This window comes from Rheinheimera sp. KL1 (assembly GCF_001275035.1).
In the GTDB taxonomy this organism is placed as follows: domain Bacteria; phylum Pseudomonadota; class Gammaproteobacteria; order Enterobacterales; family Alteromonadaceae; genus Pararheinheimera; species Pararheinheimera tangshanensis.
In genome coordinates this window covers 239,818-261,838 of the sequence record NZ_LAMX01000019.1, presented here as the reverse complement: position 1 = coordinate 261,838, position 22,021 = coordinate 239,818, and the positions used below count along the sequence as shown (strand labels likewise).

Annotated in this window: 20 protein-coding genes, 1 tRNA gene and 2 pseudogenes; 14 read left to right on the top strand and 9 right to left on the bottom strand. The window is 47.3% G+C overall.

From position 1 onward, the window contains the following. Positions 1-99: 99 nt before the first annotated feature. Positions 100-2,091 carry an excinuclease ABC subunit UvrB gene (gene uvrB, locus WH43_RS10905; protein WP_053424626.1) on the bottom strand — a complete coding sequence of 664 codons (1,992 nt, stop codon included), beginning with the start codon at positions 2,089-2,091 and terminating at the stop codon, positions 100-102. After that, positions 2,091-3,455 carry an MATE family efflux transporter gene (locus tag WH43_RS10900; RefSeq protein ID WP_053424625.1) on the bottom strand — a complete coding sequence of 455 codons (1,365 nt, stop codon included), beginning with the start codon at positions 3,453-3,455 and terminating at the stop codon, positions 2,091-2,093. Before WH43_RS10900 ends, uvrB begins: the two co-directional genes overlap by 1 nt. 534 nt (positions 3,456-3,989) lie before the next feature. Between WH43_RS10900 and WH43_RS10895 the strand changes: the two genes are divergently transcribed. The 9 genes from WH43_RS10895 to nth all read left to right on the top strand — a co-directional run bounded on the left by WH43_RS10895 (position 3,990) and on the right by nth (position 12,593). Continuing rightward, a tRNA-Asn gene (locus tag WH43_RS10895) sits at positions 3,990-4,066 on the top strand. Positions 4,067-4,189: 123 nt separating this feature from the next. Continuing rightward, positions 4,190-6,046, top strand: coding sequence for an EAL domain-containing protein (locus WH43_RS10890; RefSeq protein WP_053424624.1), 1,857 nt, complete (start codon positions 4,190-4,192; stop codon positions 6,044-6,046). A gap of 319 nt (positions 6,047-6,365) precedes the next feature. Continuing rightward, on the top strand, positions 6,366-6,947 hold the full coding sequence (gene rsxA / locus WH43_RS10885) for an electron transport complex subunit RsxA (RefSeq protein WP_053424623.1): 582 nt from the start codon (positions 6,366-6,368) through the stop codon (positions 6,945-6,947). Continuing rightward, positions 6,948-7,502, top strand: a complete 555-nt coding sequence (gene rsxB / locus WH43_RS10880; protein WP_053424622.1) for an electron transport complex subunit RsxB — start codon at positions 6,948-6,950, stop codon at positions 7,500-7,502. Between the two features lies 1 nt (position 7,503). Next, complete coding sequence (rsxC, locus tag WH43_RS10875) at positions 7,504-9,513, top strand: electron transport complex subunit RsxC (RefSeq protein ID WP_053424621.1); 2,010 nt, start codon at positions 7,504-7,506, stop codon at positions 9,511-9,513. Then, positions 9,510-10,574: an electron transport complex subunit RsxD gene (gene rsxD, locus WH43_RS10870; protein ID WP_053424620.1), complete on the top strand. Its 1,065-nt coding sequence runs from the start codon at positions 9,510-9,512 to the stop codon at positions 10,572-10,574. Before rsxC ends, rsxD begins: the two co-directional genes overlap by 4 nt. Further along, positions 10,574-11,200 (top strand): electron transport complex subunit RsxG, encoded by a 627-nt coding sequence (gene rsxG, locus WH43_RS10865; RefSeq protein WP_053424619.1) that lies wholly within the window; start codon positions 10,574-10,576, stop codon positions 11,198-11,200. Before rsxD ends, rsxG begins: the two co-directional genes overlap by 1 nt. Positions 11,201-11,204: 4 nt before the next feature. Beyond that, on the top strand, positions 11,205-11,903 hold the full coding sequence (locus WH43_RS10860; protein ID WP_053424715.1) for an electron transport complex subunit E: 699 nt from the start codon (positions 11,205-11,207) through the stop codon (positions 11,901-11,903). Between the two features lie 27 nt (positions 11,904-11,930). Next, positions 11,931-12,593, top strand: coding sequence for an endonuclease III (gene nth / locus WH43_RS10855; protein ID WP_053424618.1), 663 nt, complete (start codon positions 11,931-11,933; stop codon positions 12,591-12,593). A gap of 59 nt (positions 12,594-12,652) precedes the next feature. Here nth and WH43_RS21210 read toward each other — a convergent pair. The 3 genes and pseudogenes from WH43_RS21210 to WH43_RS10845 all read right to left on the bottom strand — a co-directional run. After that, positions 12,653-13,006, bottom strand: a pseudogene (locus tag WH43_RS21210) (methyl-accepting chemotaxis protein); the annotation flags it as partial. Positions 13,007-13,186: 180 nt separating this feature from the next. Further along, positions 13,187-13,948 (bottom strand): annotated as a pseudogene (locus WH43_RS21205) (PAS domain-containing protein); the annotation flags it as partial. Between the two features lie 221 nt (positions 13,949-14,169). Beyond that, positions 14,170-15,159, bottom strand: a complete 990-nt coding sequence (locus tag WH43_RS10845) for a LysR family transcriptional regulator (RefSeq protein ID WP_053424616.1) — start codon at positions 15,157-15,159, stop codon at positions 14,170-14,172. Positions 15,160-15,293: 134 nt separating this feature from the next. Here WH43_RS10845 and WH43_RS10840 point away from each other — a divergent pair, with 134 nt between their 5' ends. The 5 genes from WH43_RS10840 (at position 15,294) to gloA (ending at position 19,159) form a co-directional block, all read left to right on the top strand. Beyond that, positions 15,294-16,538 (top strand): NADP-dependent isocitrate dehydrogenase, encoded by a 1,245-nt coding sequence (locus WH43_RS10840; RefSeq protein ID WP_286049672.1) that lies wholly within the window; start codon positions 15,294-15,296, stop codon positions 16,536-16,538. Beyond that, on the top strand, positions 16,523-16,801 hold the full coding sequence (locus WH43_RS20670; RefSeq protein WP_353504801.1) for a hypothetical protein: 279 nt from the start codon (positions 16,523-16,525) through the stop codon (positions 16,799-16,801). The genes WH43_RS10840 and WH43_RS20670 overlap by 16 nt, the downstream gene beginning before the upstream one ends. Beyond that, entirely contained in the window at positions 16,802-17,632 is an 831-nt protein-coding gene (locus WH43_RS10835) for a DUF6671 family protein (RefSeq protein ID WP_053424615.1), read from the top strand. It abuts the gene before it with no gap. Positions 17,633-17,662: 30 nt separating this feature from the next. Beyond that, entirely contained in the window at positions 17,663-18,643 is a 981-nt protein-coding gene (locus tag WH43_RS10830; RefSeq protein WP_286049671.1) for an L-threonylcarbamoyladenylate synthase, read from the top strand. A gap of 114 nt (positions 18,644-18,757) precedes the next feature. Continuing rightward, positions 18,758-19,159 (top strand): lactoylglutathione lyase, encoded by a 402-nt coding sequence (gene gloA / locus WH43_RS10825; RefSeq protein ID WP_053424613.1) that lies wholly within the window; start codon positions 18,758-18,760, stop codon positions 19,157-19,159. 53 nt (positions 19,160-19,212) lie between these two features. Here gloA and WH43_RS10820 read toward each other — a convergent pair whose 3' ends face one another. The 4 genes from WH43_RS10820 to WH43_RS10805 all read right to left on the bottom strand — a co-directional run bounded on the left by WH43_RS10820 (position 19,213) and on the right by WH43_RS10805 (position 22,015). Beyond that, a complete protein-coding gene (locus WH43_RS10820; RefSeq protein WP_053424612.1) occupies positions 19,213-20,103 on the bottom strand; it encodes an aspartoacylase in 891 nt (296 codons plus the stop codon). 135 nt (positions 20,104-20,238) lie between these two features. Continuing rightward, the gene (locus WH43_RS10815) at positions 20,239-20,463 is read right to left on the bottom strand and encodes a bacterioferritin-associated ferredoxin (protein ID WP_053424611.1); all 225 of its coding nucleotides are present in this window, start codon (positions 20,461-20,463) and stop codon (positions 20,239-20,241) included. Positions 20,464-20,581: 118 nt separating this feature from the next. Beyond that, the gene (locus WH43_RS10810) at positions 20,582-20,974 is read right to left on the bottom strand and encodes a DUF2750 domain-containing protein (RefSeq protein ID WP_053424610.1); all 393 of its coding nucleotides are present in this window, start codon (positions 20,972-20,974) and stop codon (positions 20,582-20,584) included. Between the two features lie 147 nt (positions 20,975-21,121). Beyond that, the gene (locus tag WH43_RS10805; RefSeq protein WP_053424609.1) at positions 21,122-22,015 is read right to left on the bottom strand and encodes a peptidylprolyl isomerase; all 894 of its coding nucleotides are present in this window, start codon (positions 22,013-22,015) and stop codon (positions 21,122-21,124) included. Positions 22,016-22,021: the final 6 nt, after the last annotated feature.

Here is a 22,021-nt window from a genome sequence, read left to right as displayed (position 1 = left end):
AAACTTCTGAAAGTTAATGCTCTCTGAACGAACCTGTAAATAAATGTATAAATATCAAACAGATAACCATATAAAACAGGAAAAACCCGATGGATCTGATTAAATCTCCAGCAAAGCTTCGCGTAAGTGATGAATTTGATCGCGCAATTGCGCTGCCAGTTCAAACTCCAGATCTTTGGCATGCTGCAGCATTTTTTGCTCCAGTTGCTTAATTTCAGCCTGCAGCTGATAAGGTGTTTTGCCTTTGGCCAGTTTGATTTTTTCCGCTACTTTCGGCAAATCGGCGTCCTGGCCCAAGTCCATCACATCTGACACTTTCTTCTTAATAGCAGTTGGTGTAATACCATGCAGTTCGTTATAAGCGATCTGTTTCGCGCGCCGCCTTTCAGTTTCATCTATAGCACGCTGCATAGAACCAGTAATGCGATCGGCGTACAGTACTGCTTTACCCGCCAGATTACGCGCAGCACGTCCCATAGTTTGAATAAGCGACCGCTCTGAACGTAAAAAGCCTTCTTTATCCGCATCCAGTATTGCCACTAACGACACTTCCGGAATATCTAAACCTTCCCGCAGTAAGTTGATACCGACCAGTACATCAAACACACCTAAACGCAAATCCCGGATAATTTCCATCCGCTCGACAGTGTCTATGTCCGAGTGCAAATACCGCACCTTGACGCCGTGGCCCGCTAAGTAATCGGTTAAGTCTTCAGCCATCTTTTTGGTCAGCACTGTGACCAATACCCGCTCACCTAATTTGGCGCAGCGCATAGTTTCCGACATTAAATCATCCACCTGAGTCGCCACAGGACGGATTTCAATCACAGGGTCGACTAAGCCCGTCGGCCGCACCACCTGCTCTACCACTTCACCTGCCGATTGTTTCAACTCGTAATCTGCAGGTGTCGCAGAGACATAAATACGCTGCGGTGCAATAGACTCAAATTCATCGAACTTCAGCGGCCTGTTGTCCAAAGCGGACGGCAGACGAAAACCATAATTCACCAGGTTTTCTTTGCGCGACCTATCGCCTTTATACATAGCGCCAATTTGTGAAATAGTGACATGTGACTCGTCGATAAACATCAGGCCATCGGCCGGGAAATAGTCCAGCAAAGTTGGCGGTGGCTCGCCCTCAGCTCTGCCCGACAAGTAACGTGAATAGTTTTCGATGCCTGAGCAATAGCCCAGTTCCACCATCATTTCTAAATCAAACAAGGTGCGCTGGCCGATACGCTGCTCTTCTATCAAACGGTTCTCAGCAAGCAACTGGGCACGGCGTTCTTTCAGCTCTACTTTAATCCGCTCTGTCGCTTCGAGAATTTTCTCTCTTGGTGTGACATAGTGCGTTTTTGGATAAATAGTGTAGCGGCTCACTACTTTTTCGACCGAACCTGTCAGCGGGTCAAATAAACTGATGCGCTCAATTTCTTCGTCAAACAGCTCAATACGCACTGCGATTTCATCCGACTCAGCCGGAAATACGTCAATCACATCGCCACGCACCCTGTAGGTGGCACGCTCGAAGGCCGCATCGTTGCGGTTGTATTGCAGCTCGGCCAGACGACGCAGGATAGAGCGCTGATCAACTATGTCGCCTACTTTCAGATGCAACAGCATCTTCATATAAGATTCAGGGTCACCCAAACCATAAATAGCCGACACCGAGGCGATAATCACAACGTCCCGTCTTTCCATCAGCGCTTTGGTGGCGGACAAACGCATCTGCTCTATATGCTCATTAATAGAAGCGTCTTTCTCAATAAAGGTGTCACTGGCCGGTACATAAGCTTCTGGCTGGTAATAGTCGTAATAAGATACGAAGTACTCCACCGAGTTATTCGGAAAAAACTCCTTCATCTCACCATAAAGCTGAGCTGCCAGAGTTTTATTGTGCGCCATAATCAAGGTAGGTCGGTTTACCTGGGCTATCACATTCGCCATAGTGAAGGTTTTACCTGAGCCAGTGACCCCTAATAAGGTTTGATGGGCTAAACCAGACTCCAGGCCGTCGACCAGCTTAGCGATTGCGCTCGGTTGATCGCCTGCAGGTTGATAGTTGGAGACCAACTCGAAATCACGGCTCATCAGGATTCTCCACTTAAAGTTAAAGCTGCCAGTTTACGTTTGAACCAGTAATACGCCAGACTAGAGGTAAATGCATTGGCAATCAGTCCACCTGCGAACACCCCGACTACGCCACCGAGCAAACCACCTACATAGGCAAAAGGTACATAGAATACAAAAAGCCGGATCACACTCAGTTGTAATGCATTCAGGGGTAAATGCAGCGCATTAAAAGAAGAGTTCGTCAGAATAATGATCCCTTGTAGGCCATAACCTAAAGGCAAAATCCAGATAAAGTAACGGATATACTGCGCTACTAACGGATCTTCAGTAAAGACATCTGCCACCACCCAGGCACTTGCGGCTAACCCCAGATAAACCAAAAACTGCCATCCAAGAATAAATCGGATACAACTTCTGTAGGCCGTATGAATACGATCATAAGCACAAGCACCGTAGTTCTGGCTAATAAAAGGTGGCAAAGTCATGGAAAGCGCCAGCACTACTAAAGAAGCAATGCTTTCAATACGGGCACCTACGCCAAAAGCTGCCACTGCTTCGGCGCCATAACTGGCCATTAAGGCCGTTAAAATAGCCATTGCCAATGGAGTTAACATATTGGCACCCGCTGCGGGTAAACCTATATGCAGAATTTTTCGACTGATGGTAATAAATTCAGCAAAAGGCTGATGCCCCGTATCGATCAGTTTGCGACGCACCATCAGTAAATACAAAATAAGACCAAAACCTAACAACCAGGAAATCAGGCTGGCCAATGAAGCTCCGGCCACCCCCATAGCTGGCACCGGACCCCAGCCAAATATCAGAATAGGATCCAAAACCGCATTTAACAGACCGGCACAAGCCATCAGAATACTAGGCGTTTTAGTGTCCCCTGCCGCTCTTAAGACGGCATTGCCAATCATAGGGGTGATTAAAAACACCGCACCAAAAAACCAGATATCCATATAGTCGTGGATAAAAGGCAAGGTATCTTCTTTTGCTCCCAACAAACGGAATAAAGGGTCTATGGTCAGGTAACCCACTATAGATAAGGCAATGACTAAATAAGCAGATAACCATAACGCCGCCAAACCATCACTACGGGCACTTTGTTCATCACCACTGCCTAAGGCTCTTGCGATCACAGCTGAAGTACCAATACTCAGGCCAATAGCTAAGCTGATGACGGTAAAAGTAACAGGAAAAGTAAAACTGACAGCTGCAAGTTCTGCAGTGCCCAGCATACTGATAAAAAAGGTATCGACCAGATTAAAGGACATTAAGGTGATCATGCCAAACAACACAGGCACCGTCATTTGTTTCATCGTGGCCTGAATATCACCTTTGAGCAGATCAGGACGTTTCGAAGTGGATTGAGTCATAACAGTCAGCTTAAGCGCAAGTGGCGCTATTGTAGAGAAAAGTAACAGAGGGCACTACCAGCAATGCGACCAAATTGGTGTAAAACTGAACAAGAAATAGAAAAAATGTTCACAATCTGCTTTTACAGAGAAATTTTGTTTCTGTCCTGTAGTTTTGCATAAAGTTTCAGTTGTTTCAGATTTATAAGCCTTTGTTTTGTAAGGAATAAAAAATTAGTCGCAAACCTATTGATCTGTCGCTAAGCCTTATCTGTTAAGGCTTAGCATGCCCATCAACACAACAACTCACAGACTTATCCACAGATTCTGTGGGTAACTTACGCTAGCCCTTTAGTGGCCTGACTTTGGCAAAAACCAATGCCGCCACGGACTGACGAATAGCTTTTGCATATGCAAAATTCATAGTTGCACAGCTTTTCGACCAGGGTTGGCTAAACAAGCAGCAAGTAAACTTCTTTTGTGAAAAAGCCTCAGGCAAAGTGTTGACAGTGTTTAAGACGGGCATTAGTATTGCGCCCCGTTGCAGAACACAGTTCCTCAGTAGCTCAGCCGGTTAGAGCGGCGGACTGTTAATCCGTAGGTCGTTGGTTCGAGTCCAACCTGGGGAGCCACCTAAAGTACATCTTGTTTCCTCTCTTAATTGTCTCTTTTCCTTAGTGTTTTTTTCTGAAATAACTTAAGCTTACTTTTCGATGTTCAAGCGTGGATAAAAAATTCAGTATGGGTTGCCAGCTATGAAGTCTCCATCCTTTATTGCCTTAAGTCACTGGGCTGCTGCTTTGGTATCGGCACTGCTGGCGCTTTGGTTGTTTTGGTTTGCTGCAGCTCAGCAAATTCAGAGTTTATATCAGCTGCATTACAGTGCTATTCAACAAATGTTAGCCAGCGATCTCACTGGCGATACCAAAATTCTGACCCGTCAGCTGAGCAGCAGTTTTGACCTGCCTTATTTAAAAGTCAGCCAACTGGATGGGGTGGTGTTGCACGAACAAAGCAATACTCTGCCTGAACACGCCTTTTCTTCCTGGATCCTGACTCAGTTTGATCGCCCTTTGACTCCTGCCTCAGTGAAAGATCAAGCCCATAATTTACAGGTCGAGTTTTTGCCGCAGTTAGCTGAGCAACTCCGCACGCTTGAACTCTTTAGTTTGTTTTTATTTTTTGGTCCACTGCTTTTGGGTGTCTTGCCTTATTACCTGCAACCGAACCGGCCCAAAAAGCCCAAAGCCCTGCCCCCTCATCCGATAGAAGCGGCTGTGCAGCAGGCTCCTGCTGTAGTACAACCATTACAACCTCAAAGCACCACCTCTGGTACTGACTACTTGCTGGAGCTGGCGCTTTATGATCAATTGACCTCTTTACCAAACCGACAACAGTTTGTGCGTTATTACGAACAGCAACTCAAAGCGGCGAATGCAGTGCATCAGTCGATATTTTTATTGGTCCGTTGCCATGCGCTGCCTCAAATTAATCATAAACAAGGTTATCTTGCCGGTGATTTATATATCAAAGAGATGGCTGACTTATTGAAGCAACTGCCGCAACTCAATGATGAAAGTCCGTTATTCCGTTTAAATAACACAGACTTTTGTGTGTTATTTCCACAAATGACCACAGAACAAACCGAAGAGCTGGTCGTGCTACTGCAGCAAAATTTCGACAGCTACCAGCAGCAAAAACAACTGGATTCAGTGGCGTTAACAGGTTTAGTACAAGTGGCTCAGGGCAAACCTTTGGGTGAATTGCTGGCGATGGCGGATACTGCTTTGGGTCTGGCAAAAACTAAACAAAGTAAGGCCAATAAACAAACGAACCTGTGGTATCTGTTTACCGATAGTCAGGAGCAAACAGCAGAGTCGTCCTTTAGCACTAAAAACTGGCGCAGTTTAATTGACGATGTGCTGCAAGGTCAGCGGTTAAGTTTACTGGCACAGCCTATTCAACCACTGAATAAAACCAGCAAAACCTATTCCGAGTTATTAGTGCGTTTTCGCAGTAACGAAGATCAACTGCTGCCTACCGCTCTGTTTTTAGATATGGCGCAGAAACTCGACAAGCTGATTGAGTTAGAACAGCTGATCATAGAACAAGCCCTGACTTTGGTTGCCAATACTCCTGGCCAAATATTTGGTCTGAATCTGTCCGCTCATGCGGTGCAAGACGAAGGCTTTATCAGTTATCTGGAACGACGTTTACTAAAAGAAACTGAATTAACGTCACGGCTGGTGTTTGAAATTAGCGAATGGGGTTTGCAACAGAATCTGAAACTGAGCAAACGCCTGATTGATATGCTGCATCAGTGTGGGGCCAGAGTTACAGTAGAAAAATTTGGCGCAGGTATTACGTCCTTTAAATTTTTCCGTGATCTAAAACCTGACTTTGTCAAAATGGACGGCAGCTACACCCGACAAATTGAAGAAGATAAAAACAATCAGTATTTTGTCCGCCTTATGGTCGATTTGGCGCATCGCATCGGGGTGGCGGTGTTGGCAGAAAATGTTGAAACTGCCGCAGAAAAACAAATGCTGGAGTCATTATTAATTGACGGGATCCAGGGGTACTATCTCAGTAAGCCTGCACCATTGGAATAAAGCTTCTCACAACAATCTATCTGAACCACACTACCGTATAAACAAACAACATCTGAGCGCCGGCTTGTCCCGGCCCGTCAATGGACACAGCGGTTTCGTGTAGATGGGCGGGTACAAGACCCGCCCCTACAGTTGATTGATTTTAATTAGAATTATTATCGGGGCGGCCTTTATGGTTGCCCGCAAATCCTGCATCGATTGATTTTGAGCTGAATTCTGCTAGCTCAGTAGGCTCAGATAAGAGCAATTCGCGTTCAGTGCTGTTGTTTCAGACCTTACAAAGCTTCATAATAGCGCGACTTTTTTCTGGGGTTCTTTTATGTCGGAATTTTTGCTGTTGCTGGTTAGCACTGTACTGGTGAACAACTTCGTACTGGTGAAGTTTCTCGGCTTATGCCCTGTGATGGGTGTATCAAAAAAACTCGAAACCGCCATAGGCATGTCAATGGCCACCACTTTTGTACTGACGTTAGCCTCGCTCTGCAGTTATCTGGTGGACTATTACATATTGCAACCACTGGATTTGCTGTACCTGCGCACTTTGGCTTTTATTCTGGTGATTGCTGTTGTTGTACAATTTACCGAGATGGTAGTGCATAAAACCAGCCCGGTGCTGTACCGTCTGTTAGGTATTTTTTTACCACTGATCACCACCAACTGTGCGGTATTAGGGGTGGCAATTCTGAACGTGAATGCCCGCCATGACTTTTTCTCTTCCGTGGTCTATGGCTTTGGTGCCGCGGTTGGTTTTTCTTTGGTATTGATTTTATTTGCCGCTATGCGTGAACGTCTGGCTGCTGCCGATGTGCCAGTTTCTTTTAAAGGCGCCGCTATCGGCATGATCACTGCGGGTTTAATGTCGTTGGCCTTTATGGGCTTTACTGGTTTGGTGAAGGTGTAAATGTCTATTATCACAGCCCTCTGGGCTCTGGGTATTCTGGCGCTGATTTTTGGTGCTGTGCTGGGATACGCCGCTATCCGCTTCAAGGTGGATGCTGATCCGCTGGTTGAACAAATTGATGAGATCTTACCGCAAACTCAATGTGGTCAATGTGGTTACCCTGGCTGCCGGCCTTACGCCGAAGCAATAGCCAATGGCGACGACATCAACAAATGTCCGCCGGGTGGCGATGCGACTATTAAAAAACTGGCCGATTTAATGGGCGTTGAAGCCAAGCCTTTGGACGCAGCACAAACTCCGGCGGTCAAGCGTGTCGCTTTTATCCGCGAAGACGAGTGTATTGGCTGTACTAAATGTATTCAGGCCTGCCCTGTTGACGCTATTGTTGGTGCATCCAAGCAGATGCACACTGTGATTGTCGACGAGTGCACTGGCTGTGATTTATGTGTTGAACCTTGTCCTGTGGATTGCATAGACATGGTGCCATTAGCCAGCAGTATTGAGCGCTGGAAGTGGGACTTAAATGCTATCCCGGTAAAAGTGCTGGAGTCGTAAATTGCCTACTTTATTTCAACACATCCAGGCCGGAAAAGTCTGGGACTTTCACGGCGGTATTCATCCTCCAAGCCGTAAAGAACGCACCAACCAAAAACCTGTAGCGCTTTTGGATATTCCTGACCGTTTATACATCCCACTGCGCCAACATATCGGCGTGGCAGGCAAAGTGCTGGTCAAAGTCGGCGATCGGGTGCTCAAAGGTCAGGCTTTAACTCAAGCCGATAACGCCATGGCGGTGCCTGTGCATGCGCCAACCTCAGGCATAGTGCAAGCGATTGAACTTCATACCAGTGCCCACCCGTCGAGCTTAGCTGAACCTGCGTTAGTACTGGCGCCGGATGGCATGGACGAATGGCGCCCTCGTAAGCCTTTAGATCCTGAGCAAGTGGATGCCTATACTTTGCTTGAACGTATTCAGGAATCAGGTATCTCCGGTATGGGCGGTGCGGGTTTCCCGACGCATATTAAAGTGAACGTAAAACAACCTGTTGATTATCTGATCATTAATGCAGTCGAGTGTGAACCCTATATCACAGCCGATGATCTGCTGATGCAGGAACGTGCCAGCGACATTATTGCCGGTATTGAAATTCTGGTAAAACTGTTAAGCCCTAAAGCTGTTTTAATAGGGATTGAAGACGATAAGCCGATAGCTGCCGCTTCGTTAAAAGCAGCCATAGGTCAACGTTCTAATTATTTTGTTCGCGAAGTACCAACCAAGTATCCCTCTGGCGGCGAAAAACAATTGATCCAGTTGCTGACTAATAAACAAGTGCCAGCAGGGCGCAGACCTTTAGATATCGGTATAGTGATGCAAAACGTTGGAACTGCCTTTGCGATAGCGCAAGCGGTGCTGGATGATATTCCGCTGATCCACCGCGTCGTAACAGTCGCAGGCGAAACTTTAGCGCAACAACAAAATGTGTTGGCGCTGATAGGCACTCCTATCTCCGACTTACTGAATGCCTGCGGATTTCAGCCTGAACCGCAGCAGCGCATCATTGTTGGTGGCCCGATGATGGGTTTTGCCATAGCAGACTGGTCCGTGCCTGTAGTAAAAACCACCAACTGCATTTTAGCGCCCACCGAAAACGAATTAGGCGCAGCCAGTGAGGAAATGGACTGTATTCGCTGTGGCGCTTGCGCTGACGCTTGTCCAGCCAGCCTATTGCCACAACAACTATTGTGGTACAGCAAAGCCAAAGATCAGGACAAACTGGCGGAATACAATTTATCTGACTGCATTGAATGTGGTGCCTGCGCTTATGTCTGCCCCAGCGAAATTCCGCTAGTGCATTATTACCGTGTTGCTAAGGCAGAAATACGTGAAACTCAGCGTGAAGCCTTAAAAGCTGAACAAGCTAAAGCTCGTTTTGACGCCCGCACTGAACGTTTGGAACGTGAGAAACAAGAACGTCTGGAACGTAACCAGCAACTGGCCGCTCAGCGCGTCGCCCAGCAACAGGCCAGCGGTTTGGCCAGTCAAACCGCAGCGGCGGTGCAACAAGCATTAGAACGTACTCAACAGCAGACTGCGCCAGCTCTGGACAAAGAACAAATTATTGCCGAGCGTGAACGGAAAAAAGCCGAAGCTTTGGCTTATCAACAGCAGAAACAACAAGCCCAAACCGCAGAACCGGCTTCGGTTCAAACCTCAGAGCAGACTGAAGATCCGCGTAAAGCCGCAATAGCAGCAGCTTTGGCCCGTGCTAAGGCGAAAAAGCAAGCAGAAGCTCAATCTGAAGTAGCGGCAGAATCGGCTCCTGCAGAGACAGCGGCTTCTGATGCCGATGCGAAAAAAGCCGCAGTGGCTGCCGCTATAGCCCGTGCTAAGGCGAAAAAGCTGGCGGAGCAAACCCAGGCGGAAACAGCGCCTGCGTCTGAAGTGGCAGAGCCCGTTGCAGTGCCCACAGAGTCAACGCCTGAACAAGATGCAAAAAAAGCCGCTATTGCAGCCGCAATAGCCAGAGCCAAAGCTAAAAAACAACAAAACAGTGAGCCGTTATGAGTTTTAAAATCGCCAGCTCTCCGCACCAGCACAGTCAAAAAAGCACGGCTCAACTGATGAAACTCGTTGCACTTGCCGCGCTGCCCGGTATCGCCGTACAAGCATACTTTTTTGGGTATGGCGTGCTTATTCAATTGGTGCTCGCGATCGTCACAGCACTCTGCTGTGAAGCCGCTGTACTGGCTATTCGTAGTAAAAAAATCAAAGTTAAACTGCTGGATCACAGCGCCTTAGTGACAGCCTTATTGCTGGCTGTTGCTATCCCCTCTTACGCCCCCTGGTGGCTGGTGGTGATAGGCACTGCCTTTGCCATTATCGTTGTAAAACAATTGTACGGCGGCTTAGGTCATAACTTGTTTAACCCAGCCATGGCAGCTTATGTGCTGCTGCTGGTGTCCTTTCCTCTACCTATGACCAGTTGGTTACCGGCAGCTCCGGTACAGCACGTCACTGTAGGCCCACTTGATGCTGTCTGCGCTATTTTCACCGACTTTAGCTGCAGCGGTTACAGTGTCAGCCAACTCCGTCAGGATGCGGACGGCATCAGTATGGCGACGCCTTTGGATACTTTAAAAACTGATCTGTCGCAGGGTTACACCACCGCAGAAAGTTTAAAAAAACCTGTATTTGGCTGGTTGTCTGGTGAAGGTTGGTTTTGGGTGAATGTAGCCTATTTACTGGGCGGTTTGTTTTTACTGCAGCAAAAAGTCATTCAGTGGCGTATCCCTGTGGCTGTATTAGGCTCGTTATTTGGTTGCAGTGTACTGGCATGGCTGATCTCCCCCGATACCAATGCCAGCCCGGTATTCCAGCTATTTTCGGGTGCCACTATGCTGGCAGCATTTTTTATTGCCACAGACCCGGTATCCGCCTCCACTACTGAGAAAGGCCGCTTGATTTTTGGTGCTTTAATAGGGGTCTTAGTATTTTTGATCCGCAGCTACGGCGGTTATCCGGATGCTTTTGCTTTTGCCGTCATGCTGGCCAATATGACAGTGCCTTTAATTGACTACTACACCCAACCACGCACTTATGGCCATAAACACAAAGGAGCGCGCTGATGCTAAGTTCTGTTGGTAAAAATGCGCTGTTACTTGGAACTGCGGCTGTACTTTGTGTCTTTGCAGTAGCCGCTGTCAATGAAATCACCAAAACAGAAATTGAACAGCAACAGCTCGCCAGTAAATTGAATACTTTGGTGGAAGTTATGCCAGAACTTGCAGGCAATACCGACATACTGAAGGACTGTGTCGCGGTGCTCGATACCCAGTTATTGGGAAAAGATGCTAAACAAAAAATCTACCGTTACCGCACTGAAGGCCAGCTCAAAGCCTATTTGATGGAGACCACAGCACCAGATGGTTACAGTGGTGCTATTGAGGTGTTGGCAGCTATTAGTCCAGACAGCGAAGTGATTGGGGTACGGGTTCTGAGCCATAAAGAAACACCAGGCCTTGGCGATAAAGTAGAGCTGCGTAAAACCCCTTGGATACTGAGTTTTAATGGCCAGACCGTCGCTTCTGCCGAAGATAAAAGTTTTGCGGTCAAAAAAGACGGCGGTCAGTTTGATCAGTTTGCCGGTGCTACTATTACGCCTCGCGCTGTTGTAAAAGCGGTGAAAAACGCTGCAGTTTATATTCAGCAACATCCTGAACTGGCCAGCTTGCCAGCCGATTGTGGAGCCTGAAGCAATGAATCACTATCAGGAAATAATTCGTCAGGGCCTGTGGAAAAATAACCCAGGGTTAGTGCAGTTATTGGGGCTTTGTCCTTTATTAGCGGTCACCTCCAGTTTAACCAACGCCTTAGGCTTAGGTTTGGCTACTATGCTGGTGTTACTCAGCACTAATACTGTAGTGTCGCTTATTCGTAACTATGTACCGAATGAAATCCGTATCCCGGTTTTTGTGATGGTCATTGCTTCTGTGGTCACAGTAATAGAGTTATTAATGCATGCCTTTTTATACAACCTGTACCAGGCCTTGGGTATTTTTATTCCGCTTATTGTCACCAACTGCATAGTGATTGGTCGCGCCGAAGCCTATGCCTCCAAGAATGCCGTGTTACCGGCTGCTTTTGATGGTTTGATGATGGGCACAGGTTTTGCGTTAGTGCTTTGCACTTTAGGAGCCATTCGTGAAGTGATAGGTGCTGGTACTCTATTCGCCGGTGCCGATTTATTGCTGGGTGATTGGGCAAAAGTACTGACTATTCATTTGTATCAGGCCGACCATCAGTTTTTATTAGCGATTTTGCCACCTGGCGCCTTTTTAGTGATGGGATTTTTGATTGCAGGTAAAAATGCTATAGATGCCCGAGCCGCAGCCAAAGCTAAACCTGCAGAGCAGAAAATCAGCAGAGCACGGGTCACGCAAGTGTCCGCCCAGTGAAAGGCTTAGAGATTTAAACAGAACCCAATGAATAAAGAAAAACGCATTCAGATTTTACAGCGCCTGCGGGAGAATAACCCCAAACCCACCACTGAGCTGGAGTTTAATTCACCTTTTGAATTACTAGTGGCCGTGTTGTTATCAGCTCAGGCCACAGACGTTAGTGTCAATAAGGCCACCCGTCTGCTCTACCCTGTCGCCAATACGCCGCAGGCTATTTTTGATTTGGGCGTGGATGGGGTAAAGCAGTACATCAAAACTATAGGGCTTTTTAACTCCAAAGCAGAAAACCTGATTAAAACCTGTCGTATTCTGCTGGATAAGCACAATGGCGAAGTGCCGGAAAACCGTGAAGCCCTAGAAGCATTACCTGGTGTAGGCCGCAAAACGGCTAATGTAGTTTTAAATACAGCCTTCGGTTGGCTCAAGGATAACGAGGGCAAATACTTTATCGCGGTCGATACGCATATCCAGCGCGTCGCCAATCGCACCGGCTACGCTAAAGGCAAAACGGTTGAAGAAACGGAACAAAGTATTATCCGCAACACGCCAAATAAAGAAGAATTTATGTTCGACCTTCACCACTGGCTGATTTTGCATGGCCGTTATACCTGCGTGGCACGCAAACCTAAATGTGGCTCTTGTATCATTGAAGACCTTTGCGAGTTCAAAGAGAAAACAGAAGAGTAAACGTATTATTCAGGGCGCCAGTTCAACGTCATGCCCTTATAAACTTTACACTCTTATTATTATTGGATCGCAGATACAGACTGCACAACCTCTTGTGCACCTTTTTCTATATCCATAATAATGCTGGACAGCTGCACTATTTTTTCTCCATTTTGGCTGCTTAAGCCATCTATAGAGTTAATTGCTTGCATCACCTGGTCCGTGACTTCAAGGTTTCTTGCCACAACCTTAGCTATGTCATTCGTTGCAGCACTGGTTCTGGAAGCCAAAGACCTGACTTCATCTGCAACTACGGCAAAACCGCGCCCCGCCTCACCAGCCCTTGCCGCCTCGATAGCAGCATTCAGAGCAAGTAGATTAGTCTGCTCTGCAACAGAGCGGATCATAGTCACCATACTGGAAATTTCTTTTGCCTGATCACCCAATCGTTGAATAACCTGATTAGTCGCCAAAACGGTTTCAGATATTTCGCTCGCCAGATCTAAAGAGAACCCAATATGACTTTTCCCTTGTTCAGCGATATTAAATGTCTGTAATGCTGTGTCATGGGCAATCTGAGCCGCTTGTTTTGTCCTCATGGCTTGCATAACCCGGTCGGTAATGACGGTGGCAAACTTTATCACTTTGATGATGTTGCCAGCGTCATCTTTTACCGGGTTATAACTGGCTTCAAGCCATATCTCACGGCCTCTGGCATCGTAGCGCTTAAACTTACCCGAGTTAAGTTTACCTCCCGCCAGATCTCTCCAGAACTCTGGGTTCTCCCTGTAAAAACTATCATCACAAAACATCTTGTGGTGCTTGTTAATAATGTCAGAAAGTTGATATCCCATGACCTGCAAGAAGTTGTCGTTGGCATGAACAATTTCACCATCAGGGGTAAATTCGATAATAGCCATCGCTTTGTCCAGCGCAGAATATATAGCATGTTGATCAACCAGATCCGCGGTTTGCTCTGTTACATCCGAAGCAATTTTAATAACGTTTGTGACTTTTCCGTCGTGGTTGTGAACGGGAAAATAAGTCGCCTCCAACCAAATAGACTTTGCAGCCTTAGTTTTTCTGCGAAATGTTCCATGCTTAGCTTTTCCAGAGGCGAGCTCAGACCAAAAGTTCTTATACTCATAGCTTGAAGAATAGTGTGAGTCACAAAAAATCGAGTGATGTTTACCTACTATTTCAGATAACGAATAACCGACAGTCAGCAGAAACAGTTCGTTCGCATTCTGGATATAGCCATCAGGCGAGAACTGTATAAATGCAAGACTACCTTTGATGGCTGAAATCACAGAGTGCGCCTCTGACAACTCCTTCCTTAGTCTTTCATTTTCTAATTTAATTGTTTTGTTAAACATCTTTAGGCTGTTTCTATACAGGTGTATTTGGTGATTATACAGTAATAATTCAAGAAAGTATCATTTTTGCAATTATTGCCGAATTTGCGGTATTTAAGACTTTTATGAACTACACAGCAATACGCTGATGATCAGACCAATATTCAGGAATAGAGTCGTTGACCCTGATAGTTTCACTCCTGCCCGGTCAACGTGCCCCCATCCTTCATGATGCAGCATGACTAGGATGATGGTTGTGCTTGTGAAGTCTGAAGATAATCAAGGAAATGCCGGGCTGTTGCCGATAGCGGGTTGTCTTTGCGCCACACTACGGACCAATGCCGCAGAATAGGGAAATCTTTCACGTGCATTATGCCGAGCCCGGCCTGCAGCAGGGCGCTTGAGTCTAATGGCACAGAGTTTTGACTAGTGGCTGCCGCAGCATAGCGGCCAGGCCATAAAGCAGGTTGTACGGCCAACTGCGACAAGACAGCGATACCTAAACCAGCCGCCACCGAATGCTTTATGGCTTCATTACTGCCTAAACTCATCACCACATTAGGTTTAAAGTTGTGCTTTGTGAAATGCTGCTCCGCTGCCATTCGGGTGCCACTGCCAGGCTCGCGCATCAACCAGCGCTCATTACTTAAATCACTGAGATCAACAGTTTTGTTGACTAAAGCATGTTTTGAAGATGCGATAATGACTAGCGGGTTAATCTGGAACTGCATCCGATCCAAAGGTAAGTCATCCGGAGGCATCATCATCACCGCCAGATCGTCCATGCCTTGAGTAAGGCGCCCCACCACTCTGTCTCTGTTTTCAATAGCCAGCTCAATTTCTACACCCTGATGTGCTGCAGAAAATGGTCCTAATAAGTCAGGCACAAAGTACTCTGCTGTCGTCACCGCCGCAATGCGCAAACGCCCACTGATCAAACCGTTAATTTCTGCAATTCTGGATTCAAAGCGCTGCCAACACGCCGCTACTTCACGAACCGCTTTGTACAGCTCTTCACCGGCCTGAGTTAAGCGAATTTGTCTGCCCGTGGTCTCGAATAATCGCTGCCCAGTGGTGATAGCTAACTCCCGCAACTGCACAGATACCGTAGGTTGACTGACATAGAGTTCCTGCGCTGCTTTGGTCACAGATAATAATCGGGCTGTGGCTTCAAAAGCCCGCAGTTGCTGTGGAGTAATACGCTGAAATCGGGCAAGAGTTAAGGCTGGCATGAGAGAAACTCAATCAGATGAAACACAACTCCAATCTATAGCTTTAAAGCTATAGATTCAATTAGAACAAAGTATTTTTATTTATACATCCATTCACATAAAGTGCGCTCAATCGCAAAATGGAGTGTCAAATCATGAGTAACGAATGCCTTTATCACGAAATCAATAAAAACCACAGTAGTCAGCAGCACAGTGCAGAGGTCGCTATCACTGTGGCGATGGGAGATGGCATAGGTCCGGAAATCACCCGGGCTACGTTAAAAGTTTTAAGCGCTGCTAAAGCGCGGATTGTGACTGAATCTATTGATATTGGCGAACAGGTCTATCTGGCGGGTCATAGCTCAGGTATCAGACAAGATGCCTGGCAAAGCCTGCGCCGGACCAAAGTGTTTCTCAAAGGTCCTATCACAACTCCCTCGGGCTCTGGTTATAAAAGTCTGAACGTTACCATACGCAAAACGCTGGGGCTTTATGCCAATGTCAGACCCTGCATCAGCTACTCACCTTATGTGCATACCTTACATCCGGATATGGATCTGGTGATCATCAGAGAAAACGAAGAGGACTTGTATGCCGGTATTGAGCACCGGCAAACCGATGAGGTGTATCAATGTCTTAAACTGATCACAAGGCCTGGCTGTGAGAAAATAATCCGCTACGCCTTTGAATATGCCCGTAATCATGGCCGTAAAAAAGTCACCTGTATGGTGAAAGACAACATCATGAAAATGACCGATGGTTTGTTTTATAAGGTGTTTCAGGAGATTGGCGCAGAATATCCCGATATAATACAAGACCGCTATATCATAGATATAGGCAGCGCCCGCCTGGCAACACGGCCAGAGCTTTTTGATGTCATAGTCACCAGCAACTTATACGGTGACATCATCAGTGATATCGCCGCTGAACTGTCCGGCAGTATTGGCTTAGCAGGCAGTGCCAATATAGGTGAGCATGTGGCGATGTTTGAGGCTATTCATGGCAGTGCTCCTGATATTGCAGGTCAGAATATCGCCAACCCCAGTGGCTTATTACTGGCGGCGGTGATGATGCTGGTGCACATAGGTCAGGCGGATATAGCGCAAAAAATACATAACGCCTGGTTAAAAACTATTGAAGATGGCATTCATACCAAAGACTTAAAAAGTGAGTACACCAAGGTGCTGGTTACAACCGACCAATTTGCCGAAGCTGTGATAGCACGGCTGGGAACCGAACCTCAGAGATTTAGCGCAGTGAGTTATCAGAATTCAACTCAACAGCAAAACGCTGTGACTGTCGCTTACCAACCGCAGGCCGCTGCAGAGAAAATTCTGGTCGGCGTTGATGTTTTTTACATCAGCACCAGCACAGTGCCGACGAACTGGCGCAGCATCTGAGGCAGCTGGAAACGACAGAACTGGAGCTACAAATGATCACCAACAGAGGAGTCAAAGTCTGGCCTGATGGCTTTCCTGAAACCTTCTGCACCGATCACTGGCGCTGCCGTTTTATGCTCAGGCCTGGCCTGACACAACTCGCTTACAGCGACATTATCCGCCTGCTTAGCCAAATCTCGGGCGATAAGTTGGATGTGATAAAAACTGAGAACCTGTGCAGCTTTAATGGTGAGCCGGGTTTTACGTTAGGACAAGGGCAATAGATGACGCATAAAGAGCAACGGGCGTCCTTGCTGACCAAACATCATAAGTTGCCGCTGATAACACCAGCCTTAGCACGGGCTGGTGTTATAGTGGAGCTGACAGACAGCTTTGATACAGATACTTTGGGCACCTTTTCCGGTGAAGTCCCACGCACACTCAGCCCACTGGACTGCGTCAAAACCAAAGCTAAACTGGCCTGTCAAATCAGCGGTTTGAGCTTTGGCATAGGCAGTGAGGGCAGCTTTGGTGGTGGCCCGGCAGCAGGTTTACTGAACTGGGACTATGAACTCTTGTGCTGGTATGACAGCAGCAGGGATCACTACATCATTGCCTCAGCCAGTGGCCCTGTGCCCTTGTCTGATCTCGAAACCGATCAGCTTAATGTGCTGCATCAGCATCTGCTGCAGCATGATGCAGCTCAAGGCTGGATCATCAGTCACAGCACAGGGGTGATCAAAGGCCTGATCGGTTTTAACGCTGTCTGCCAGGCTTTAGAGCAGGCTAAGTTGCTGAATTCAGAAACGCAGCTTACTCAAAGCCTTCGTCTATCTCCCGATTTACGCGCGCACTTTTGTCCATCCCGGCAGCAGTATATTCAGCAAGCCGCAGCACAGCTGGCTGAACGCTTACAGGCTCTTTGCCCGAAGTGCCAAGCACCCGACTTTTGGCGCAAGGAGCTGCAATTAGGTCTGCCCTGCTCCGTCTGCACTTATCCAACGCAGCGCGTGAAATACTTTCTGAAAAAATGTGATTGCTGTGGCCATACCGAGCAGGAGTTTCCATCTGAAGCTTTTGCTGATCCAGCCCATTGCCCGCTTTGTAATCCTTAATCAATGACCACGAAGTACCGGAGTTTAATTGTGTTGAATACCCTGATGTTACACTCAGAACTGCCCGAGGATTTAGCGACTGCGGCTGAGCTTCTGAAACAAGGCAAGCTGGTTGCTGTGCCAACAGAAACAGTCTATGGCCTGGCGGCGGATGCCTGCAATAAAAGCGCAGTGAATAACATCTTTGCCGCTAAAGGCCGACCTTCTGATCATCCGCTGATAGTGCATCTGCATGCCTCAAGCGCTCTGCACGACTGGGCACAAGATATCCCGGCAGAGGCTTTTGCTCTGGCCGACGCCTTTTGGCCAGGCCCTCTGACTTTGTTACTGAAAAAAGCCGACCATGTGGATAGTGTTGTGACTGGAGGTTTGGATACCATAGGTTTACGGGTGCCCGCTCATCCGGTGTTACTCAAGCTGTTAGCCAGCCATCAGCTTGCGGTGGCAGCGCCATCGGCCAATCCATACAAACAATTAAGCCCCACCAGCGCACAGCAGGTGATGGAAACTATGGCTGGTAAATTAGATGCCGTGCTGGACGGTGGGGATTGTGAGTTTGGTCTTGAATCTACTATTGTCAGTCTGGTTGATGGCGCGATTCAGGTGCTGCGCGCAGGCCCCATCTGCCCAGCACAGTTAGAAAAAGTGCTGGGGCAGAAGGTGCAGAGCCCTTTGCAGCATCAGGTAAAAGTTTCAGGCAATGTGGCCGCGCATTACCAGCCCAAAACCAGTTTACGTTGTGTCTCAGCCACACAGCTTGATGAATTACTGACTGGCACAAAGTTAAAACTTGCGGTGCTGTCGTTCAGTAATTTGTCCTTCAATGCACAACCGTACTGGCACACCACTATGCCAAGGAATGCGCAGGATTATGGCCGTGTCTTGTATAAGCAGCTTTATCAGGCCGATCAGAGTGGTGCTGAACTTATCCTGCTAGAACTGCCCCCAGCGGGCGATGAATGGGCTGCAGTGCAAAACCGACTGCAGCGTGCGGCTTATCAGGAAGACTAAGAGATAACAGACTGTCGATACAGAGGCACAGCCCGTCCTGTTTTTGCGATGCAACTATGCTCCCCTGCATATCGGCATGCTAAAATCGGTGAAAAAGTCGATGAAGGAAATTTTATGCGCATTTTACATACCATGCTTCGCGTGACGAACTTAGAACGCTCTCTGGCCTTTTACACTGAAGTATTGGGCATGAAACTGTTACGTACTTCAGAAAATCCTGAGTACAAGTACACTTTGGCTTTTGTTGGTTTTAGTGATGAAAGCGAAGGTGCGGTGTTGGAATTGACCTACAACTGGGGCGTCGACAGTTACGAGTTAGGCACGGCTTATGGCCATATAGCACTGGAAGTAGACAACATTTATGCAGCTTGTGAGCTGATCCGCGCTAAAGGTGGCGTGATCAGCCGCGAACCTGGCCCGGTCAAAGGCGGCACAACCGAAATCGCCTTTGTGCGCGACCCGGACAACTACGCCATTGAACTTATCCAGAAAAAAGCCAGCTACGTTCAGCTGTGATCAGCGGATAGCAAAAAGGAGCCGATTGGCTCCTTTGTCAATGGCTCGCTGGATTATTCCAGCTCAATCCAGATTTTGTCGTTCAGTGACATCGCCAGATTGTTGTCATAATAAGCGGCTTCATTGATAAAGGTGGGATACACCACTTTATCGCCATCATAGGGCACTTCAGTGCCATCAAATAAAGTGAAGATCGGATCGCCAGGGTGGATAGGATGATAATCCTTGTCCTGCACATTTTTGTGCACCATGCCCAAACGTTCGCCTTTTTCATTCATCGGCAATTTAATGCTATGCAAATACAGATAAGCTTCAGTGCGTTTTGGCAGCGCAGGCAGGCTCTGGGTGTTGTACAGCTCCACAAAGTCCAGAATATGGGCTGTCATCTCATGCATTTGCTCCAGCACGTCCTGACGCAGCACAGACTGAGATTGCGGTCCTACTTCGACGATCACGCCATAACGACCCAGCGTACACATCAGCGCGTGATCTTCAGCCGCTAAATGATCCTCATCGCGGGAGATAATAGCTTCGGGCATTTTCATCTTCACATAAGCGGCCAGCTGATTATAAAAAGGCCCGGCTTGCGTCATGATCAGACAAGCGCCCATATTGCTGGTGGTATTGTGTAAATCAATCACCAGATCGGTTTTGGCATTGCCTTTTGGCCCCAGAATCTCATTGATCACTTTGGCGCGGCTTTGCTCGTAGTTGGTCAAATCAGGGTTAGCCAAATCAACAGTTTTAAACTGACGGTTTAAGTCGCTATGGATATATCTCTTGTTGGCTTTAAAGGCTTCAGGATTGGCAAACACAGTGCTGGTTTCAAAGCTTGCACGCTTTATCAACGCAGGATTGGCCTGATACTGGCGAATAGCATAAATACCGGAGAATTCGTTGCCGTGGGTGCCGCCCACTATCGCAACCTTAGCAATTTTAGTCATAAAGCTTACCTCAGGAGAAGATAGCGATATTATGCCCAGTCATGCCAAAAAATGCAGCTCATTTAACTTTAAATGCTGATTTTATGCATAAAAATGAAAAATAGTGCTTAGAAATTAAGAGGTTTTAGAAATGAATTAAGCCGCAGGACGCGAATTATTAATCATCAACACTGGAATACGTTGCTGTGAAGCATGTTTCGATAAAGCCGCATCCAGAATATCGCTGGCCTGACAGACACATTTGCCACATTGAGTACCTACACCCAAATTCTGCTTCAGCTCACGCATAGAACAAGCACCTGCTTCGACCTGTTGGCGAATGGCTTTATCTGTAACGGCTTTACAAAGACAAACGTACATAAATGCACCTGCGTATTGAATTGCGTGCATCATAATCTAATCAAGAATTGTTATCAATAGCTTCGCGGATAAAAATAGAGGGCAGAACTTCTACCCTCTATTTTATTGGAAATAACTGTTATTCGTTGTCTTGTGTCGCTTCAATCAGAGTTTCAGCGAACTCTTCAGGGCCAATCACCACACCAGGTTCCTGCGCGTGTGGGAATACTGCGATAGCTAATTCGTCACCGTCTAAGCCGTTGGTCCACTTGTCTAACCAGGTGGCAATATCAACTGCCTGAGCCTGACACTGAGCCCAGTCACCATTGATCCACAGTTCTGCTAATTCAGCATGTGGCCATACCGGAATGCAACGCTCTTCATCCGCATCAACCAATACAAAACCTTCTTCATCAACCAGGATCCAGATCTTTTCCAGATCGGCTACTGCCTGAATGAAGTAGTCGTAACGCTGTTCAGCGTCCAATAAACTGAGTTTGTTTAAATCGTCAGCTGTTAATTCGTAGTTCATTGCAATCCCCTTGGAGCGCCACAGAAAAGGCGCACATAATGACTGAAAAGGTCGTTATCGACCAGTAAATTCTTTGTTTATACTCATCGCCCTTAAAGCAGCAGCTTTGTTGACTGCAACATCGAGTCACTTGAGTATAAAAAGGCTTTATACTGGTTTTACCTCACGCACCGGTACTTGTGGATAACACACATCCATATTGCCGTTGCCTTTATGCTGATAAAACACATGGGTACGAGAGCGTCGCTCGGCCAGTGACTGTGAAAATTCTGAACTGGTGGTGCTTAGCCATTCTAGTTGTAGCTGGCGCTCTGGCGCTAAATCAGACCCTAAACGGGCTTGTTTAATCACAGAACGAGCGGTCGCAGAACCTATAACCCCACCATCTGCAGTGTCACCACGGCGAATACGATTCAAGGCATACTGGCCCCAAATCACCTTACCAAAGGCCGACATATTTTTATCCAGATGACGTGGCGCCTGCCCCATCATAATGGCAATGTCTGCCACAGCGGTGTCAGGTTCATTGGCTCGAGCCATATTGACTACGCCAGGGCAATGCACTAACCATTCCTGATTTTGCTCACGAGCCACTGCAAACCCCTGATTAAAGCCTGTTTCTTCTGCTAATAAATCGGGCCGCTGTACTAAAAGATAAGGATCGCCACTACGAACTGGCCAGCTGAACTCTGCTTTCATCGGCGTTAATTTGGCGCGACTGCCCCACTCATGTTCCGGCACACCAAACTGAGCAACAAAACCTTCAATCACCCGATAAAAAGTCACTCCGTCATAAAATCCGGCTTTGACCAGTTCTTTCACCCGTTTCACATGTTCAGGTGCAAACGCAGGCGCCAACAAAATTACAATACGGCCTTGATCGGTCTCCAGATACAGCAAGTTGTCTTGCGGCAACAACTGCCACGCAGAATTTACAGTCGCAGCAGGCGCTGCTGTAGTGGTTGTTGTTGGGGTTTGCTGCGCAGCCGCACTGCCAAGCCCCAGCGCCACAACCAAAGCACAAAAAGATATAACTCTCATCAGAAC